Origin of the sequence: Streptomyces sp. NBC_00104 (genome assembly GCF_045160825.1) — a bacterium.
Classification (GTDB): domain Bacteria; phylum Actinomycetota; class Actinomycetes; order Streptomycetales; family Streptomycetaceae; genus Streptomyces.
Map to the genome: position 1 here is coordinate 5,525,987 of NZ_CP108215.1, position 17,699 is coordinate 5,543,685.

At 70.5% G+C, this 17,699-nt stretch carries 16 protein-coding genes, 1 tRNA gene and 2 pseudogenes; 11 read left to right on the plus strand and 8 right to left on the minus strand.

Annotated features, from left to right (window positions below; all coding sequences use genetic code 11):
- Positions 1 to 78 precede the first annotated feature (78 nt).
- Positions 79 to 510, plus strand: coding sequence for a tRNA adenosine(34) deaminase TadA (gene tadA / locus OG272_RS24335; protein ID WP_326585733.1), 432 nt, complete (start codon positions 79 to 81; stop codon positions 508 to 510).
- Between the two features lie 55 nt (positions 511 to 565).
- A tRNA-Ser gene (locus OG272_RS24340) sits at positions 566 to 650 on the plus strand.
- A gap of 205 nt (positions 651 to 855) precedes the next feature.
- Here OG272_RS24340 and OG272_RS24345 read toward each other — a convergent pair.
- Together OG272_RS24345 and OG272_RS24350 are read right to left on the minus strand one after the other, a co-directional pair.
- Complete coding sequence (locus OG272_RS24345) at positions 856 to 1,155, minus strand: hypothetical protein (protein WP_326581064.1); 300 nt, start codon at positions 1,153 to 1,155, stop codon at positions 856 to 858.
- 197 nt (positions 1,156 to 1,352) lie between these two features.
- Positions 1,353 to 1,919 (minus strand): annotated as a pseudogene (locus OG272_RS24350) (tyrosine-type recombinase/integrase); the annotation flags it as partial.
- A gap of 6 nt (positions 1,920 to 1,925) precedes the next feature.
- On the opposite strand from OG272_RS24350, the gene OG272_RS24355 reads away from it, so the two are divergent.
- The 5 genes from OG272_RS24355 to OG272_RS24375 all read left to right on the plus strand — a co-directional run bounded on the left by OG272_RS24355 (position 1,926) and on the right by OG272_RS24375 (position 5,769).
- Positions 1,926 to 2,165: a hypothetical protein gene (locus tag OG272_RS24355; RefSeq protein WP_327728864.1), complete on the plus strand. Its 240-nt coding sequence runs from the start codon at positions 1,926 to 1,928 to the stop codon at positions 2,163 to 2,165.
- A gap of 354 nt (positions 2,166 to 2,519) precedes the next feature.
- On the plus strand, positions 2,520 to 2,696 hold the full coding sequence (locus OG272_RS24360; RefSeq protein WP_326581060.1) for a hypothetical protein: 177 nt from the start codon (positions 2,520 to 2,522) through the stop codon (positions 2,694 to 2,696).
- Between the two features lie 34 nt (positions 2,697 to 2,730).
- The gene (locus OG272_RS24365; protein WP_327728863.1) at positions 2,731 to 3,024 is read left to right on the plus strand and encodes a Dabb family protein; all 294 of its coding nucleotides are present in this window, start codon (positions 2,731 to 2,733) and stop codon (positions 3,022 to 3,024) included.
- A gap of 224 nt (positions 3,025 to 3,248) precedes the next feature.
- Positions 3,249 to 4,136, plus strand: a complete 888-nt coding sequence (locus OG272_RS24370; RefSeq protein WP_326581056.1) for an RNA polymerase sigma factor SigF — start codon at positions 3,249 to 3,251, stop codon at positions 4,134 to 4,136.
- A gap of 712 nt (positions 4,137 to 4,848) precedes the next feature.
- The gene (locus tag OG272_RS24375) at positions 4,849 to 5,769 is read left to right on the plus strand and encodes an RNA polymerase sigma factor SigF (protein WP_257543447.1); all 921 of its coding nucleotides are present in this window, start codon (positions 4,849 to 4,851) and stop codon (positions 5,767 to 5,769) included.
- Between the two features lie 263 nt (positions 5,770 to 6,032).
- On the opposite strand, the gene OG272_RS24380 is transcribed toward OG272_RS24375, so the two are convergent.
- A complete protein-coding gene (locus OG272_RS24380; RefSeq protein WP_327728862.1) occupies positions 6,033 to 6,179 on the minus strand; it encodes a hypothetical protein in 147 nt (48 codons plus the stop codon).
- A 45-nt stretch (positions 6,180 to 6,224) separates the two neighbouring features.
- Positions 6,225 to 6,431, minus strand: coding sequence for a hypothetical protein (locus OG272_RS24385; protein ID WP_326581052.1), 207 nt, complete (start codon positions 6,429 to 6,431; stop codon positions 6,225 to 6,227).
- Positions 6,432 to 6,603: 172 nt separating this feature from the next.
- On the opposite strand from OG272_RS24385, the gene OG272_RS24390 reads away from it, so the two are divergent.
- The 4 genes and pseudogenes from OG272_RS24390 (at position 6,604) to OG272_RS24405 (ending at position 11,336) form a co-directional block, all read left to right on the plus strand.
- Positions 6,604 to 7,074 (plus strand): MarR family transcriptional regulator, encoded by a 471-nt coding sequence (locus OG272_RS24390; protein WP_327728861.1) that lies wholly within the window; start codon positions 6,604 to 6,606, stop codon positions 7,072 to 7,074.
- Between the two features lie 55 nt (positions 7,075 to 7,129).
- Positions 7,130 to 9,682: an MFS transporter gene (locus tag OG272_RS24395; RefSeq protein WP_405894834.1), complete on the plus strand. Its 2,553-nt coding sequence runs from the start codon at positions 7,130 to 7,132 to the stop codon at positions 9,680 to 9,682.
- A 118-nt stretch (positions 9,683 to 9,800) separates the two neighbouring features.
- Positions 9,801 to 10,651: pseudogene (locus OG272_RS24400) on the plus strand (YceI family protein).
- A gap of 214 nt (positions 10,652 to 10,865) precedes the next feature.
- Positions 10,866 to 11,336 carry a PPOX class F420-dependent oxidoreductase gene (locus tag OG272_RS24405; protein ID WP_327728859.1) on the plus strand — a complete coding sequence of 157 codons (471 nt, stop codon included), beginning with the start codon at positions 10,866 to 10,868 and terminating at the stop codon, positions 11,334 to 11,336.
- On the opposite strand, the gene OG272_RS24410 is transcribed toward OG272_RS24405, so the two are convergent.
- The 4 genes from OG272_RS24410 to OG272_RS24425 form a co-directional block, all read right to left on the minus strand.
- Positions 11,337 to 12,098, minus strand: coding sequence for a TetR/AcrR family transcriptional regulator (locus OG272_RS24410; protein ID WP_326581044.1), 762 nt, complete (start codon positions 12,096 to 12,098; stop codon positions 11,337 to 11,339).
- A 139-nt stretch (positions 12,099 to 12,237) separates the two neighbouring features.
- Positions 12,238 to 13,749: an MFS transporter gene (locus OG272_RS24415; protein WP_328506739.1), complete on the minus strand. Its 1,512-nt coding sequence runs from the start codon at positions 13,747 to 13,749 to the stop codon at positions 12,238 to 12,240.
- A gap of 141 nt (positions 13,750 to 13,890) precedes the next feature.
- Complete coding sequence (locus OG272_RS24420; protein WP_405894837.1) at positions 13,891 to 16,107, minus strand: ArnT family glycosyltransferase; 2,217 nt, start codon at positions 16,105 to 16,107, stop codon at positions 13,891 to 13,893.
- Positions 16,104 to 17,693 carry a bifunctional glycosyltransferase family 2/GtrA family protein gene (locus tag OG272_RS24425; RefSeq protein ID WP_326581038.1) on the minus strand — a complete coding sequence of 530 codons (1,590 nt, stop codon included), beginning with the start codon at positions 17,691 to 17,693 and terminating at the stop codon, positions 16,104 to 16,106. The genes OG272_RS24420 and OG272_RS24425 overlap by 4 nt, the downstream gene beginning before the upstream one ends.
- Positions 17,694 to 17,699: the final 6 nt, after the last annotated feature.

Here is a 17,699-nt window from a genome sequence, read left to right on the forward strand (position 1 = left end):
GTGCCCCCGGTGACCGACGCGACCGACGCAGAGGCACCGGGCGGACCCGATCCGGTACGCGACCGCTGGCGGGCCGCGATGCGGCTCGCCCTGGCCGAGGCCGGGCGGGCCGCCGAGGGCGGGGATGTCCCGGTCGGTGCGGTCGTCCTGTCCCCGGACGGCACGACCGTACTGGCCACCGGGCACAACGAACGCGAGGCGACCGGCGATCCGACCGCCCACGCGGAGGTGCTCGCCGTCCGCCGCGCGGCCGCGGCACTCGGCGAGTGGCGGCTGACCGGCTGCACCCTGGTCGTCACCCTCGAACCCTGCACGATGTGCGCGGGCGCGCTCGTGCAGTCCCGGGTCGACCGGGTCGTCTACGGTGCCCGCGACGAGAAGGCCGGCGCCACCGGCTCCCTCTGGGACGTCGTACGCGACCGTCGCCTCAACCACCGCCCCGAGGTGGTCGAGGGAGTCCTCGCCGACGACTGCTCCAGGCTCCTCACCGACTTCTTTCGCACCCGTTGAGACCCCGGCCATATCGATTTCAAAGCACGCCCCACCTTGCTGTAAGGTCTCCCTCGGTAGCGTGTCCGAGCGGCCGAAGGAGCTCGCCTCGAAAGCGAGTGTGGCGCAAGTCACCGAGGGTTCAAATCCCTCCGCTACCGCAGGTAGACGAAGGGCCCGGTCCGATGGACCGGGCCCTTCGCGCTGCTCCGTCTCAGTTTCCGTCTCAGTTGCGACACCAGCACACGCCTACTGCCGCGTATGCCTGAGCAGCCTCCATGCTCGCTGTGACCCGAGTGCGCAACCACGCTCCGGCCGGATGCCGGCCGAAGGAGACAGTCTCAGCTCCCGGCCGAAGCGCGTGCGTCAGACGGTCGCGGCCAGCCAGCCGATGGTCTCGGTGGTGTGCTTGCCGTCGCTCTTGGCGGCGCCGGCGTACACCTCGTTCAGGCGGATGAGGAAGCCCGTGTTGGTGACGTCATGGACACGGATGCCCGGCGTCTCCGGGCCGTTGAAGGTCTGGGTCAGCGGGAAGACGACGACGTTGGAACCCGGCGGGAACGGACTGGGGAACGTGACGCGCGTGAAGGTCGAGGTATTGCCGCCGCTCGTCTCGATGGGGTCGTCGGACCTCAGATCGACCTTGCCGGTCTGAATGAAGCTCATCGTCGAGTTCCTTCATGTGAGGGGTCGGATTGCCTGGCCGTCTTGGACGACCAAAGGGAGGTTCGGCATGAAAGCGGCTCCGCATGCCGAAGTCCCACAAAAGAGCGATCACTTTCCAGACAGGAACAAAGCGGCACATATCACTAAACGGCGGGGGCGGGCGCCGAGCCCGCCCCCGTGTTTTCACGGGACTGGCGTCAATGCCCCGCGAACCCATCACCCTCGTCATCTTGTCCGTTTTCACCGGGCTTCCAGACGAGTCCGTCGACTTGCCGGGCGACGTCGCTGCGGACGGAATCCACCATGTGCTGATATCGCGCGGCCATGGCCGTGGTGGACCAGCCCATGAGCCGCATGACGGCCCGCTCGGAGACTCCGAGGATCAGCACGACCGTGGCGGCAGTGTGGCGGGCGTCGTGGAGTCGGCCGTCTCGTACCTTCGCGTCGGTGAGGAGTTCCTTCCAGTCGTCGTAGTCCGTTCGGGGAGACGTGCCCCGAACGGTCGGCGTCGCGAACAGCCACCCCTCATCCGTCCAGTCGTCTCCAGCCGCCGCGCGTTCGGCGGTCTGCTTGGCCTGATGCACCCGGAGCAGATCGACGAGCTGGGCGAGCAGACCGACCACGCGCCGCCCCGCACGAGACTTCGTGTCGGCCGTCTCGGGGTTCGTCCGCAGGCGCTGCGGGCAGTAGCCGGCCTTCCTGCCGCAGGTGTCGCCGCAACCGTGGGCGTAGCGCGGTCGGCGGCGGCTCCGCCGGAGCATCACGCGCTTGTGGGCAGCACCCCCACCGAGGACGTACGCGCCGCAACGGTCCTGTCCGATGGCGCGTCGCGTCTCGTCACTGAGTACGCCATGGCGACGTGGCGCGAAGTCTTCACGACGCTCCGGACCGGGGGACCGCGCGAGCTGATCGACACCGTCCGGAAGGTCGAAGCCACAGACCCGACGGGGCGACGGTGGCCGCGCTACAAGTCGGGCGACGACGCTTCCATCGCCTTCTGCCAGTGGTGATTGCCGCAGGTCAGTAACGACCGGCGCCGTCTCAGTCCGTCTCAGTTCCCGTCTCATTCACCCCGCTCCAGCGCCGTTCATAGCCGTTCGCGCCTCGGGCGGGAGTACGGGAACGAACGGGGTTGAACAGCCCTGGATCATGCCCTGACCAGCACGAACAGACCTCGGAAGCGAGTATGGCGCAAGTCACCGAGGGTTCAGATCCCTCCGCTACCGCCGAAGAGGGGTCCCGTCGTCAGACGGGGCCCTTCGTGCGTTTGCGGCCTCTCCTGCGAACGGATGATCGGGTTACACTCGCCGCCGACAAAGAGGACCCATGGGGCCCACGGGGCACAAGAGGCGGGGGAGGCCGCGGTGGCGGTGCACGGGAAGAAGATCGCGCTGTATGTGCTCGTGGTCTTCGTGGCCTACGTGATCATCACGGACCCGAAAGGGGCCGCCGGCTACGTCCAGATAGGGTTCGAGGGCATCTCGAACGCCGCCCAGTCCATCGGCGACTTCTTCACCTGGATCGCCGACGGGGCCGAGTAGCCCCCAGCCCTCGTACGACCCTCCCGGAGCGCCCATGATCCGCCACCTGGTCCTCTTCAAGCTCAACGAGGGCGTCGAGCGCGACGACCCGCGGGTCGCGAAGGGCGTGGACGCCTTCCGCGCGCTCGACGGGAGGATCGAGGAGATCCGCTCCTGGGAGCTGGGCTGGAACCTCAGCGACCGCCCCATCGCCTACGACTTCGCGATCAATTCCGCGTTCGACGACGTGGACGCGCTGCGCACGTACGTCGAGCACCCGGACCACCAGGCGGGCGTGGCCCTGTGGCACGAGTTCGCCACGTGGATCATCGCCGACTACGAGTTCTGAGCCGTACCCCCGGGGTTCCGAGCCGTACGCCGGACTCCGAGCCGTAGCCCCGGGGTTCCGAGCCGTACGGCCGCGCCCCCGACGCCCCGCATTCGAACAGTGCGGGGCTTTTTACACCCAATTACCCTTCGCTCCCCCAACTCTTGCTCAACACGGCTATATGCGGTGCTTGATCACAGTGCACATGTCTTGTGATGCTATGACCGCTTTTGACGGTTGAGTTGATGGATGAAGAGGTGGCGTTGACCGTGTCGGCCAGTACTGCCCCTCCCCAGGAAGAAGTCCCGGCTCCCGACCCCGCGTCGGCCCAGGTCACGGCCCAGGCCACCGCCCCCGCTCCGGAGAAACGTCGCGGCGCCGACACCCGGGCCCTCACCCAGGTGCTGTTCGGCGAGCTGAAGCATCTGGTGCCGGGCACCCCGGAGCACAACCGCGTGCGCGGGGCGCTCATCGAGGCGAATCTCCCGCTCGTGCGGTACGCGGCCGCCCGCTTCCGCTCCCGCAACGAGCCCATGGAGGACGTGGTCCAGGTCGGGACCATCGGGCTGATCAACGCCATCGACCGGTTCGACCCGGACCGGGGCGTGCAGTTCCCGACCTTCGCGATGCCGACCGTCGTCGGCGAGATCAAGCGGTACTTCCGCGACAACGTCCGCACGGTCCACGTCCCGCGCCGGCTGCACGAGCTGTGGGTCCAGGTGAACAGCGCGACCGAGGACCTCACCACAGCCTTCGGGCGCACCCCCTCCACCGCCGAGATCGCCGAGCGGCTGCGCATCACCGAGGAGGAGGTCCTGTCCTGCATCGAGGCGGGCCGCTCGTATCACGCGACCTCCCTGGAAGCCGCCCAGGAGGGCGACGGGATGCCGGGGCTGCTCGACCGGCTCGGTTACGAGGACCCCGAACTCGACGGCGTCGAACACCGCGACCTCGTACGGCATCTCCTCGTCCAACTGCCCGAACGCGAGCAGCGGATCCTGCTGCTCCGCTACTACAGCAACCTCACGCAGTCGCAGATCAGCGCGGAGCTGGGGGTCTCCCAGATGCATGTGTCGCGGCTGCTGGCCCGAAGCTTCGCGCGGTTGCGCTCGGCCAACCGGATCGAGGCGTAGGCGCTCCGCTCGGCGCCGGGTGCCTACTCGCCTGCCGGGTTTCTATGGTTTGCGGGTGCGGGTGCGGGTGCGGGTGCGGGTGCGGGTGCCGGTTCGGGTGCGGGTGCGGGCTCGGGTGCCGGTTCGGGCTCGGGTGCCGGTTCGGGCTCGGGTGCCGGTTCGGGCTCGGGTGCCGGTTCGGGTGCGGGCTCGGGTGCCGGTTCGGGTGCGGGCTCGGGTGCCGGTTCGGGTGCGGGCTCGGGTGCCGGTTCGGTCGTGGCTGGTCGCGCGGTTCCTCGCGCCCCTTCGGGGCGCTGCAACCGCAGCGGGGTGGGTGACCTTCGGTAACCAGAAACCCCCCGTACATTCCCGGTCGGACCATGGGGCACGCGGGGCGCACGATGGCAGGCGGGGCGCACAGAATCGGCCAGCGGGGCGCGAGTGCAGGCCATGGGCGTGACCGAATGCGCTGTCGAGGTGTCACCGGTGGGAGCGAATCGGTTATTGATGCTTCTTCAGGCTGATCTGCGCTGAAATCCCGTCAGACCACCTGTTTCCAGGGCTTATTCACCCTCTCCATGTCGACATGTCACTACATCGCGTTGCCGACGTGTGACATTCTCTCCCCAGCGCGTTTGCCGTGGCCTCGCCGCCGGTATTCAGGTGGAGGTGGAGGCTGCGTTCCTTACGACGGAGCGTCCGCCGCGACCGTCCGCGACCCAAAGGGGGTGGCATGTCCGCAGACCAGGGCAGCTCGAAGGTGCTCACGCTCGACAAGAGCGAGACCGCGCCCGACGCTATCCAGGCCCCTCAGGACCTTCAGGCGCTTGAGGACCTTCCCGGTCCCCAGGCTCCGCCGGTGACTGACCTTCCGGCCTCGTCGGCCTCGGCGAACATCGACACCCGCACCCTGTCCCGCTCCCTGTTCCTGCGGCTGGCCGCACTGGACGAGAACAGCCCCGAGCGTGCCTATGTCCGGGACACCCTCATCGAGCTCAACCTCCCGCTGGTGCGTTACGCCGCCGCACGTTTCCGGTCGCGCAACGAGCCGATGGAGGACATCGTCCAGGTCGGAACGATCGGCCTGATCAAGGCGATCGACCGCTTCGACTGCGAACGGGGCGTGGAGTTCCCGACGTTCGCGATGCCGACGGTCGTGGGCGAGATCAAGCGGTTCTTCCGCGACACCTCGTGGTCGGTCCGGGTCCCACGCCGCCTCCAGGAGCTGCGCCTGGCCCTCACCAAGGCCAGCGACGAGCTGTCGCAGAAGCTCGACCGCTCCCCGACGGTCACCGAACTCGCCGCCGTACTGGGCGTTTCGGAGGAGGACGTCGTCGACGGCCTCGCGGTCGGCAACGCCTACACGGCGTCGTCGCTGGACTCCCCGGCCCCCGAGGACGACGGCGGCGAGGGCTCCCTCGCGGACCGCCTCGGCTACGAGGACACGGCGCTGGAGGGCGTGGAGTACCGCGAGTCCCTCAAGCCGCTGCTGGCCAAGCTGCCGCCCCGCGAACGCCGGATCATCATGCTCCGCTTCTTCGCGAACATGACGCAGTCCCAGATCGGCGAAGAGGTCGGCATCTCCCAGATGCACGTCTCCCGCCTCCTCACCCGGACCCTGGCCCAGCTCCGCGAGGGCCTGATCTCGGACTGAGTACGGCGACGCGTTGACACGTGACCGCCGGGGTGCCCTCGCAGGGGGCAGCCCGGCGGTTGTCGTACGTGCGTATGGGTGAGTGGGCGCGGGTGTGTGTGTGGGGGGGCGGTGCTTCGGCGGGTGCGGGTGAGTGGGGGCTGGTCGCGCAGTTCCCCGCGCCCCTGAAAAGCAGGGGCTGCGCCCCGTGCTCTTCGGCCCGCCGGCCCGTCGTCGCCAGACCCAGAGGCCTGTGGTCCTTCAGCCTGCAGGCCCGTAGCCTTTCAGGCCCGCAGGGCCTGGTCCTTTAGGGGCGCGGGGAACTGCGCGACCAGCCCCCACCGCACCCGCACCCGCCGACGCCGCCGCACCCGCAGCCACAGCCACAGCCACAGCCACAGCCACAGCCACAGCCACAGCCACAGGATCACAAGAACCCGGCAGACGGGTAGGTACCCGAAGCACCGGGCAAGCGGTTACGCCAGCGCGAGCCACACCACGGCGGCCACCACAGCCACCGCCGCGATCACGCCGATGATCACACCCACCCGCGGCCCGGAGGACCCGGCCGCGGCCGCGGCGGCCTGACGGCCCCCGGAAGGCGTCTCGTCGACGAAGGCGCGGAACATCTGCGTACTGCCCGCGGGGTCGTAGTTGCCCTGGGGGCCCTGGTTGTCAGCCATGGCCCGAGACCTTAGCGAATCGGGGAGGACGCGCCCAAGCGGGGTTCTCCGTCCGAGACCGTCCGAACGTTCTCCTTTGCCAAGACTTGGGCCGCCCACCCCCGATTTCATTTGCCTGTAGCAACCATCCAGACCTATGGTTGCCCTAAGCAACAAACACGGGAGGGGCTCCATGGCCGGGCAAGCGCACTACGAGGAGCTGGCCCGTCAGCTCAGCGCCATCGGGGCCGTGAACCGGGAGATCGCACGGATGCTGCCGTACGAGTGCCCCGGCGGCTCGGCGGGAGTCCTGACGCTGCTCGGCCGGCACGGCGAGATGCGGATGAGCAAGCTCGCCGAGCTGCTCTCCGTGGACATGTCGGTGACCAGCCGACATGTCGCGCACGTCGCCGAGCGGGGCTGGATCGAACGCCTCCCCGACCCGGCGGACAAACGCTCGCGCATCCTGCGCCTGACCCCCGAGGGCCGGGCCGTGGTCACCGAGCTGTACCGGCGCACCAGCCGGCTCATGGCCGACCGGCTGAGCGACTGGTCCGACGACGAGGTCGGACAGCTCGCCCGGCTCCTGGGCCGGCTGCGGGAGAGCTTCGACGCCACTGCGCCGAGCCGTACGCCCGTACAGCCGACCGTCCCACCCGCGTAGAGACCACCACCACAACCCGTACACCCGCAAAGACCACGTACGAAAAGGAAGCCCCATGGCAACGACCACACCAGCCGGTGTGCGGGCTCACGCCAAGCACGGAGGAGGCGCCGCCAAGGGTGCCCCCCACAGCGGCGGCGACGCCCCGATGACGCACCGGCAGATCATGGAAGCGCTGACCGGGCTGCTGCTCGGCATGTTCGTGGCGATCCTGTCGTCGACGATCGTGTCGAACGCGCTGCCGGACATCATCAAGGACCTGGGCGGCGGACAGAGCGCCTACACCTGGGTGGTGACCGCGTCGCTGCTCGCGATGACCGCGTCCACCCCACTGTGGGGCAAGCTCGCCGACCTGTTCTCCAAGAAGCTGCTGATCCAGCTGGCACTCGTGATCTTCGTGCTCGGGTCTGCCGCCGCCGGGCTGTCCCAGAACGCCGGGATGCTCATCGGATTCCGCGCCGTCCAGGGCATCGGCATGGGCGGGCTCTCCTCGCTGGCCCAGATCATCCTCGCGGCGATGATCTCCCCGCGCGAACGCGGCCGGTACAACGGCTACCTCGGTGCCACCTTCGCGACCGCCATGGTCGGCGGCCCGCTGGTCGGCGGGGTCATCACCGACACCGACTGGCTGGGCTGGCGCTGGTGCTTCTACGTCGGCGTGCCCTTCGCGGTCATCGCCCTGATCGTGCTCCAGCGGACCCTGCACCTGCCGGTCGTCAAGCGCAGGGTCAAGGTCGACTGGGCGGGCGCGTTCCTCATCACCGCGGCGGTCTGCCTGCTGCTGGTCTGGGTGACCTTCGCCGGTGACAAGTACGACTGGGTGTCGTGGCAGACGTACGCGATGGTCGGCGGCACGGTCGCGCTGCTCGCGGTCTTCCTGCTGGTCGAGTCGAAGGCCAGCGAGCCGATCATGCCGCTGCGGCTGTTCCGCAACCGGACGATCGCGCTGGCCTCGCTGGCCTCGCTGTTCGTCGGTGTCGCGATGTTCGCGGGCACCATCTTCTTCAGCCAGTACTTCCAGCTGGCCCGCGACAAGTCGCCCACCATGTCCGGTGTGCTGACCATCCCGATGATCGCCGGTCTGTTCGTCTCGTCGACCGTCTCCGGGCAGGTCATCACCCGCACCGGCCGCTGGAAGGCCTGGCTGCTCGCCGGCGGTGTGCTGGTCACCTCCGGTCTCGGACTGCTGGGCACCCTCCGGTACGACACCCCGTACTGGCACGTGGCGATCTTCATGGCGCTGCTCGGGCTCGGCGTCGGCATGATGATGCAGAACCTGGTGCTGTGCACGCAGAACCAGGTGGCCCCGAGCGACCTCGGTGCCGCCAGCTCGGTCGTCACCTTCTTCCGCTCCCTCGGCGGCGCGATCGGCGTCTCCGCGCTGGGCGCGGTCCTCAGCCACCGGATCTCGCACTACGCGGAGGAGGGCCTCGCCAAGCTGGGGGTGTCCGGCTCCGCCACGGGCCACGGCGAGATCCCCGACCTGGACGCGCTGCCCACGCCGATCCGCACGGTGATCGAGAGCGCGTACGGCCACGGCATCGGGGACGTCTTCCTCTACGCCGCGCCCTTCGCCGTCCTCGCGCTCGTCTTCTCCTTCTTCATCAAGGAGGTCCCGCTGCGGACCAACGGAGCGCTCGCCCAGGCGGCGCAGGCCGAAGCGACGGGGACCGGGACGGACGACGGGACGGACGTGCCCGAGACATCGCCTGCTCCGGCCATGGCCATGGCCATGGCTTCGGTGACCGCCGACTCCGCCGAGGCCGCGGCTCCCACCGCGGCTCCCGCCACCACTTCGGTCACCGCTCCGGCCACCGCACCGGCCACCGCACCGGTGTCGGGCGGCGGCGGGATTCCCGTACGGGGTCATGTCCGCGGGGCCGAGGGCGCGTCCGTGCCGCGGGCCGCCGTCACCCTCATCTCGCTCGGCGGGCGGCAGCTCGGCCGTTCGGTCGCGAGCATCGACGGGGCCTACGCGGTGGACGCTCCCGCCGCCGGATCGTACGTCCTGATCGCGGCCGCCGACGGGTTCCAGCCGCAGGCGTCCACGGTGGTCGTCACCGGCGAGCCGGTCGCGTACGACATCCTGCTCAGCGGTACCGGCGGGCTGAGCGGTGTGGTGCGGGCCGCCGGGGCCGGGCAGGCCGTGCAGGACGCCATGGTCGTGGTGACCGATGTGCGCGGGGACGTGCTGGCCAGCGGGCTCACCGGTGAGCAGGGCGAGTTCGGCTTCGGCGAGCTGGTGCCGGGCGGGGTCACCGTCGCGGTGAACGCCACCGGGTTCCGTCCGCGGGCCCTGCCCGTCGAGGTTGGCGGCACCGGGGTCACCCGGATCGAGATCGACCTGGCGGCCGGGGCCCGGCTCCAGGGGGTCGTACGGGCGCCGGGCGGGGCTCTGGCCGACGCCCGCGTGACCCTCCTCGACGCGGCGGGCAACGTGGTCGGCACGGCCACCACCGGCTCGGACGGGGCGTACGCCTTCACCGACCTGGACGGCGGCGAGTACACGGTCATCGCGACCGGCTACCCGCCCGTGGCCACGGCTCTGACGGTCAGTGGCCCCGGCGTCGACGGCCACGACATCGAACTCGCCCACCCCGGCGAGTAGCCCGGCGAGTCGTTGGACCACCGGCCGGTGGAGCCACCCCCCGCTCCACCGGCCGGTCGCGTGCTGAGGAGTTGAACGGACATGGGATCGACATCGACATGGGACTGAGACCGCGAAAATCCGCACCCGGGACGGATGGGCCGTGTCGCACGCGGTCGTCACGGTGACCGGTGGGGGTACCTCCCGCTCGAGCGAAGCCGAGAGTGGGGGAGCGGTACGCAGGTGCTGCGGGCCGAGGCGGACGCCGAAGGGGGCGTGCACGACCCGACACCGCTCGCGCCCGGCGCGTACACGGTGATCGTCACGGTGATCGTCACGGCGGTCGGCTACGCGCCGTTCGCCGCCGGTGCCCTGGTGACGGCGAGTCGCCGGGCGGAGGTCGGCACGGTCGCCCTCGCCCGGCCGGTCGACACGGAACTGCCCCCGCCCGGGTCCCTGGACCGTCGACCCGGCCCACTCCTCCGTCGCCGCCGTGGCCCAGCACCTCGGCATCTCCAGCGTCCGCGGCCGCTTCACCGACTTCTCGGCCTCCATCGAGATCGCCCCGGCCCCGGACGAGGGGACCAAGTCCCGGGTGGAGGCGGTGATCCGGGCCGCCTCGATCGACACGGGGAACGCGACGCGGGACCGGCATCTGCGGTCCCCGGACTTCCTGGACGTCGAACGGCACCCCGAGATCACCTACGTCTCGACCGGTCTGACCCCCGTCGGCCCGGACCGCTGGACCGTCCACGGCGAGCTGGGGATGCACGGGGTCGTCCGGCCGGTGGACCTGGACCTCGCCTGTCTCGGACCGGCGCGGACCCCTGGGGCGGCACGCACGCCGCCTTCCGGGCCACCACCGAACTCCGCCGCGAGGACTTCGCCATGAACCACAACCAGGTGGTGCGGGCGGGAATCGCGGCGATCGGTACGACGCTGAAGGCCGAGCTGGACGTGCAGGCGGTCCAGGGCGAGACGCTGCCGTAGGCACAGGGCGTGGGCGTGGGCGTGGGCGTGGGCGTGGGCGTGGGCGTGGCGCGTGGCGCGTGGCGCGTGGCGCGTGGCGCGTGGCGCGTGGCGCGTGGCGCGTGGCGCGTGGCGCGTGGCGCGTGGCGCGTGGCGCGTGGGCGTGGCGCGTGGCGCGTGGGTACGCACGACAGGGTCAGCCTCACGGGCGGGCCGAGGGCCTACGCTGACCGCCATGGCACGGAACATCGCGACCAACACCTCGGTCTCCCTCGAAGAGCTGCTCGACTTCGTGCGCCCCCGGCACCGGGCGCTCCTGCTCACCCGGCGGGCCGACGGCAGCCCGCAGGCATCGCCGTTGACCTGCGGCGTCGACGACTCGGGCCGGATCGTGGTCTCCACGTATCCCGAGCGCGCCAAGACACGTAACGCCAAGCGGGACGAGCGCGTGAGCGTCGTCGTGCTGAGCGACGACTGGGACGGCCCCTGGGTCCAGATCGACGGTACGGCGGAGGTCATCGACTCGCCGGACTCGGTCGAACCCCTGGTGGAGTACTTCCGGAACATCTCGGGCGAGCACCCGGACTGGGACGAGTACCGGGCCGCCATGGTCAAGCAGGGCAAGTCGATCATCCGGGTCACTCCGGAGAGGTGGGGGCCGGTGGCCACCGGCGGCTTCCCGGCGCGGCTGGCGTCCGGGGAGTAGTCAGCCCCGCCGTGCCATCACCTCGATGCCGGCGACGAGGGTGTCCAGGGCGTAGGTGAAGTCATAGGCGCGCATCTCCTCGACCGTGTCGCCGCCACGGGCCTCCATGAGGTCCGCGGAGTGCTGGATGACCTCGTGGGGTTCGAGGGTGTCGGACACCGCGCTCATGGCGTGCCGGAAGTACTCCTCCTGGGTCATGCCGGCCGCGGCGCAGCGCTGGACGAAGTGGCCCTCGATGGTGCCGAAGCCGTACACGAACTGGAAGACCGCCGAGATGGCACCGGCCTGGCCGCGCGCGGGCAGGCCGGTGCGGCGGATCACGCGCTGCACGGCGAGTGAGAAGTCGAGCGCGTGCGGGCCGATGTTGAGGAAGGTGCCCGCGAGCGGTGACACCCAGGGGTGGCGGACCAGGATCGCCCGGTACTCCCCGGCGAGCGTGCGCAGTTGGTCCCGCCAGTCCTCGTCGGAGTCCGCCGGGGGCAGCCGCATCTCGTCGAACGCCTGGTCCAGGGCCAGTTCCAGCAGGTCGTCCTTGGTGTCGACGTACCAGTAGACCGACATCGCGGTCACGTTCAGCTCGGCGGCCAGCCGGCGCATCGAGAACTTGCCCAGCCCCTCCGCGTCCAGCAGCCGCACGGCCGTCCCGGTGATCCGCTCCCGGTCCAGCCCCGACGGCTGCCGACCCCGCCCGTCCCGCGCCTTGCCTTCCAGCCAGACACTGGCTCGCGCGGACCCCTCGGCCCGACCGGCTGCCCTCACCATGAGCACCTTCCCAGAAACACGACGACGATCGTCCGTTCACTGGTGACGATGCTAGGCGTGCCGCGCCCCGTGAGGGGCGCGGGGAACCGCGCGAGCAGCCACGACGTACCCGCGGTCGCGAGAACACCGCACCCCCGAGCTATGAGGCGACCACCACCTCCGCATCCGCCTTCTCCGCCCTGCGCAGCAGCCCCGCCGCCACCAGCCCCCCGAGCAGCACGGCCACGGCCCCCACCAGCAGACTCGCCTCCAGCCCGGACGAGAACGCGGACAGCACCCCGGCCCTCTCCGCGGCCGTGTCCGCCGCTCCCAACGCCGCGGGCAACGACGCCGCCGCCACCGAAACCGTCGCCGCGAACCGGGAGTTGAGCACCGCCCCCAGCACGGCCACCCCCAGCCCCGTCCCGAACTCCGCGAGCGTGCCGTTGATCCCGGCCCCCACCCCCGCCTTGGCCGGCGGAATCGCGCTCATGATCGCGTGCGCCATCGCGGGGTTGGCGATCGCGCAGCCCACCCCGATCAGCACCAGCCCGAGCAGGGTCCCCGCGTAACCGCCGGAGGCCATCGTCGCGACGGAGACCAGCCCGCCCGACATCAGCACCATGCCCAGCGCGATCGACACCGGCGTTCCGAGCTTCGCCGTCCACTTCGCCGAGAGGCCGGAGAAGTTGAGCGCGACGACGACCAGCGCGAGGGGCGCGGTCCGCAGCCCCGCCTCCAACGCGTCGTAGCCGAGCACGAACTGCAGATGCTGGGTGAGGAGGAACAGCGCGCCGCCCATGCCGAACGTGATCAGGACCACGCCGGCCACGGCACCCGTGAAGCGCCGGTCGCGGAAGAAGTGCGGGTCGAGCATGGGGTAGGGGATACGGCTCTCCCAGGATGCGAAGGCCGCGAGGACGACCACGGCGACGGCGGCCGTGGCGAGCACCCGGCCGGACGTCCAGCCGTGCTCGGGGCCCGAGATGATCGCGTACACCAGTGCCGTCATGCCGATGGTCGACAGCAGCGCGCCCAGCAGGTCCGGCCGGTCTCCCTGCGGGTTCTTCGACTCGGGGACCAGGGCGATCACGGCCACCACGCCCAGCGCGGCGACCGGCAGGTTGATCAGGAAGATGGCACCCCACCAGAAGTGGCCGAGCATGAATCCGCCGAGGAGAGGGCCGGCCGCGAAGCCGAGCGCGTTGACCGCGGCCCAGATACCGATCGCCTTCGGCTGCTCCTCGGGCGCGAAGATCTGCATGGCGACGGCGAGAGTCGTGGTCAGCAGCAGCGCGCCGCCGACGCCCATCCCGGCCCGCGCGGCGATCAACTGCCCGGTGGACTGGGCGAGTCCGGCCGCCAGCGAGCCGATGCCGAACAGCACCAGGCCCGCGATCAGCATCTTCTTGCGGCCGTAGCGGTCGGCCGCGCTGCCCGCGGTGAGCAGCAGCCCCGACTGCACCAGCGAGTAGGCGTTGATCATCCACTGGATGTCCGAGGTGGCCGCCCCCAGCTCCTCCGTGAGGGAGGGGATCGCCACGTTCAGCACGGTGTTGTCCAGCAGGACGGTGAGCTGCGCGAGACAGATGACGCCGAGGATCAGCCAGCGCTGCGGGTGGCCCTGGGTGGAGGGCGCGGTGGGCGCGGTGGAAGCGGTGGGGGTGGACATGCTCTACACCGTAGAACAGTTCCTATACGGCGTACAACGTGTATTTCTCCGACGTCCGAAAAGGGCGGTGGCCCGGGAGTTCGTCCGCCCCCGGGCCACCGCCCCGCTCACGCCACGGCCCCGCTCACGCCGCGGCCTCGGTCACTTCGCCTGCGTCAGGTCGTAGAACGTCGTGCCGTCGACCGTCACCGACTCGAAGTTCTCCTGGACCCAGGAGGTGATCTGCGAGGAGGTGCCGTCGCTGCTGCCGCCCATGCCGCCGCCGGATCCGCCGGCGATGAAGTAGTGGATCTTGCCGTCCGCCACGTACTTCTTGAACTCCGCGAGGGTCGGGGACGGGTCGGTGCCGTTGAAGCCACCGATCGCCATGACCGGGTCGCCGGTGGAGAGCTGGTAGCTCGCCGCGTTCTGGGCGCCGATGGCGGCGGCGGCCCAGGTGTAGTCACCGGCGTTCTTCTCCAGCAGTTTCTTGGCCTCGTCGCTGACGGAGGTGCCGTTGATCAGGCCGCCCATGCCGCCACCGCCGCCACCCATGCCGCCGCCGTCACCGTTCCGGGTCTGGCCGTTGCCCTGGCCCTGCTGCTGGTTCTGGCCGCCGCCGAAGCCGCCGGTCGGGGGCTGGCCCATCTGACCGTTGCCCTGCTGGTTGTTCTGGCCGCCCTGCTGGTTCTGGCCGTTGCCCTGCTGGTTGTTCTGGCCCGGCATACCGCCACCGCCGCCACCGGGACCGCCGCCCATGCCGCCGCCGGGACCGCCGCGGGCGCCCTGGACGGACGGACCGGCCGTCACGATCGAGCCGGTGTGGCCCTCGCCCAGGGTGGTGAGGGTGTACGCCGTCGGACCCGCCACCGCGGTGACGAAGCTCAGGCCCACGGCCGCCAGGGCCAGTTGACGCCCCAGCCTGGCCACGAAGACCAGGCCGAGCGCGGCGACCAGGCCACCGACGAGCACGACCCACTTGAGCCAGGGCAGGTAGTCGGACGAGCGGTTGAGGAGGACGTAACCCCAGACGGCCGTGGCCGTCATGGCGGCCGCCATGGTGATCGACGCCCAGAGCTTGCTCCGCCGGTCCCAGAGCAGAGCCGCGCCCATACCGATCAGCGGCGCGATGTAGGGGGCCAGGGCCACGGTGTAGTACTCGTGGAAGATGCCCTGCATGAAGCTGAAGACCACCATGGTGATCAGCAGCGAGCCGCCCCAGAGGAGGAAGGCCGCGCGGGTGGTGTCCGTGCGCTTCAACTTGCGGGTCGCCCAGATCGCGGCGCCCAGCAGGATCAGCGCGGCCGGGATCAGCCAGGAGATCTGGCCGCCGATGGAGGAGCTGAACATCCGGTCCCAGCCGGTCTCGCCCCAGTTGCCGCCACCACCGCCTCCGCCTCCGCCACCGCCGACGCTGCCGGTCTCCTCGCCGTTGATACGGCCGAGACCGTTGTAGCCGAAGGTCAGTTCGAGGAAGGAGTTGTTCTGCGAGCCGCCGATGTACGGGCGGGAGGACGCGGGCCACAGCTCGACGATCGCGACCCACCAGCCGCCGGCGACGACCATCGCGAGCCCGGCGAGCAGCACCTGACCGACCCGCTTCTTCACCGGGGCCGGCGCGAGGACGACGTACACGATCGCCAGGGGCGGCAGGATCAGGAACGCCTGGAGGGTCTTGACGAGGAAGGCGACGCCGATGGCGACACCCGCCCAGACCAGCCACTTCGTCCGCGCCTTCTCCATCGCGCGCTGCGTGCAGTAGACCGCGGCGGCCATCAGCAGCGCGAGGGCCGCGTCCGGGTTGTTGAAGCGGAACATCAGCGCGGCGACGGGCGTGAGCGCGAACACCGCCATGGTGAGGAAGCCGGCCGTGGCGGTGAAGCGACGGCGTACGGCCGCCCACAGCACCCCGGCGGTGGCGACCGCCATCAGGACCTGCGGGAACAGGATCGCGAAGGAGTTGAGGCCGAAGAGCCGCACCGACAGCGCCATCGGCCACAGCGAGGCCGGGGGCTTGTCCACGGTGATGGCGTTGGCGGAGTCCAGCGAGCCGAAGAAGAAGGCCTTCCAGGACTGGCTGCCCGCCTGCACGGCCGCCGAGTAGAAGGAGTTGGCGTAGCCGGAGGCCGTGAGGTTCCAGGTGTAGAGGCCGCCGATGAGCAGCAGCGTGAGGAGGAAGCCGGGGCGTGTCCAGCGGTTGTCCTCCGGCCGGCCTCTCCACAGCCGCTTGGCGAAGGGCTGCTTGGGCTCACCGGCCCCGGGGGCCGGGGGCTCGGCGGGTGCCTCCGGAACCACCGGTTCCTGATGGGCCGTCGTCGACGGGTCCCGGTCGGGGCCGGGATCCCCCGCCCGGCTCGTCGTCTCGAACTGCGTGGTCATCGTGCGTTCCTCGAATCCTGATCGTGCGGGCGCACCGGCCGCATCGGCATGGTCGCGTCCCCCCAGGTGCGGTCCGCGGCTTCACCGGCGCGGAACTGGGTCGTGGTGTACGGGGCGTTCCCGTACGGGGCTCGGGGCGCCGTCGCGTACTCGGCGCGGTTGTTCTGGCTCACGGTCGGGCGCTGCGGCAGCGGGTGGAACCGGTCCTGGTGGCCATACGGGCCGGGCTGACCGGGTCGCACCCCGATCGACGTCGGGTACGGGGGCGAGGCCGCGTCGGCGGGCTGGTGCGAGGCGACGACGGTCGAGCCCGGAGCAGCGGGCGTCCCGTCGTGGGACGACCCGTCGCCCCGGTCCGGGAACACCCACGCCCGGAAGAGCAGGAACCGCAGCACCGTCGCCGCGAGGTTGGCGGCGATGAGGACCGCCAGTTCCGTGGAGTGCGCGGGGTCGGAGGTCGCCGCGTTCAGGGCGGCGAGCGAGCCGCTGGTGAGGGCCAGTCCGATGCCGAACACGACCAGGCCCTGTGCCTGGTGCTTGATGACACCGCCGCGGCCGCGGACGCCGAAGGTCAGCCGCCGGTTGGCCGCCGTGTTGGCGACCGCCGAGACCAGCAGGGCGAGCGCGTTGGCGATCTGCGACCCCGAGAAGGTCCGGAAGCCGCTGTAGAGGAGCAGGTAGAAGAGGGTGGAGAGGCCGCCCACCACGCAGAAGCCGAGGAGCTGGCGGGCGAGGCCGCGTGGTACGTCCTGGATCTCGCGGTCCCGGGGGTCGTCCCCGAACGGCCGGGCGAGCCGGTCCAGCGCGAGTGATCCGGTGGCCAGGGCCTTGCCGACCCGCCAGACACCCTTGAGGTCGTCGGTGGCGGTCTTCACGATGTGGACGGTGGAGTTCGGGTCGTCGACCCAGTCCACCGGCACTTCATGAATCCTGAGCCCGGCGCGCTCGGCAAGCACCAGCATCTCGGTGTCGAAGAACCACCCGGTGTCCTCGACGAGCGGCAGCAGCACCTGCGCCACGTCGCGGCGTATCGCCTTGAACCCGCACTGCGCGTCCGAGAAGCGGGCCTGCAGCGAGCCGCGCAGGATCAGGTTGTACGCACGGCTGATGAACTCCCGCTTGGTGCCGCGCACCACCCGCGAGGAGCGGGCGAGCCGGGAGCCGATCGCGAGGTCCGAGTGACCGGAGATCAGCGGGGCCACCAGCGGCAGCAGGGCGTTCAGGTCGGTGGACAGGTCCACGTCCATGTAGGCGAGGACCGGCGCGTCGGACGCGGACCACACGGTCCTGAGGGCCCGCCCGCGCCCCTTCTGCTCAAGTCGGAAGGACGTGACCTCGGGGAGCTCCGCCTCCAGCCGCGCGGCCACCTGCGGGGTGGTGTCCGTGGACGCGTTGTCCGCGATCGTGATGCGGAAGGCGTACGGGAAGGTGCGCGCGAGGTGCTCGTGCAGTCTGAGCACGCACGGCTGGAGGTCCTTCTCCTCGTTGTAGACGGGGATCACTACGTCCAGGACAGGCGTACCGGCGTTTCCGGCCGGGAGGTGCTCCCGCGCCGGCAGGGTGCCGGGAGAAGAGTCGGTTCGCATGACAAC

Bases quoted from the DNA above. Each gene is read 5' to 3' on its own strand.
- OG272_RS24415 (WP_328506739.1), bottom strand. From the start codon at position 13,749: ATGTCCACCCCCACCGCTTCCACCGCGCCCACCGCGCCCTCCACCCAG.
- OG272_RS24420 (WP_405894837.1), bottom strand. From the start codon at position 16,107: ATGACCACGCAGTTCGAGACGACGAGCCGGGCGGGGGATCCCGGCCCC.
- OG272_RS24395 (WP_405894834.1), top strand. From the start codon at position 7,130: ATGGCAACGACCACACCAGCCGGTGTGCGGGCTCACGCCAAGCACGGA.
- OG272_RS24410 (WP_326581044.1), bottom strand. From the start codon at position 12,098: ATGGTGAGGGCAGCCGGTCGGGCCGAGGGGTCCGCGCGAGCCAGTGTC.
- OG272_RS24375 (WP_257543447.1), top strand. From the start codon at position 4,849: ATGTCCGCAGACCAGGGCAGCTCGAAGGTGCTCACGCTCGACAAGAGC.
- OG272_RS24385 (WP_326581052.1), bottom strand. From the start codon at position 6,431: ATGGCTGACAACCAGGGCCCCCAGGGCAACTACGACCCCGCGGGCAGT.
- tadA (WP_326585733.1), top strand. From the start codon at position 79: ATGCGGCTCGCCCTGGCCGAGGCCGGGCGGGCCGCCGAGGGCGGGGAT.
- OG272_RS24390 (WP_327728861.1), top strand. From the start codon at position 6,604: ATGGCCGGGCAAGCGCACTACGAGGAGCTGGCCCGTCAGCTCAGCGCC.
- OG272_RS24425 (WP_326581038.1), bottom strand. From the start codon at position 17,693: ATGCGAACCGACTCTTCTCCCGGCACCCTGCCGGCGCGGGAGCACCTC.
- OG272_RS24405 (WP_327728859.1), top strand. From the start codon at position 10,866: ATGGCACGGAACATCGCGACCAACACCTCGGTCTCCCTCGAAGAGCTG.
- OG272_RS24370 (WP_326581056.1), top strand. From the start codon at position 3,249: ATGGATGAAGAGGTGGCGTTGACCGTGTCGGCCAGTACTGCCCCTCCC.
- OG272_RS24365 (WP_327728863.1), top strand. From the start codon at position 2,731: ATGATCCGCCACCTGGTCCTCTTCAAGCTCAACGAGGGCGTCGAGCGC.
- OG272_RS24345 (WP_326581064.1), bottom strand. From the start codon at position 1,155: ATGAGCTTCATTCAGACCGGCAAGGTCGATCTGAGGTCCGACGACCCC.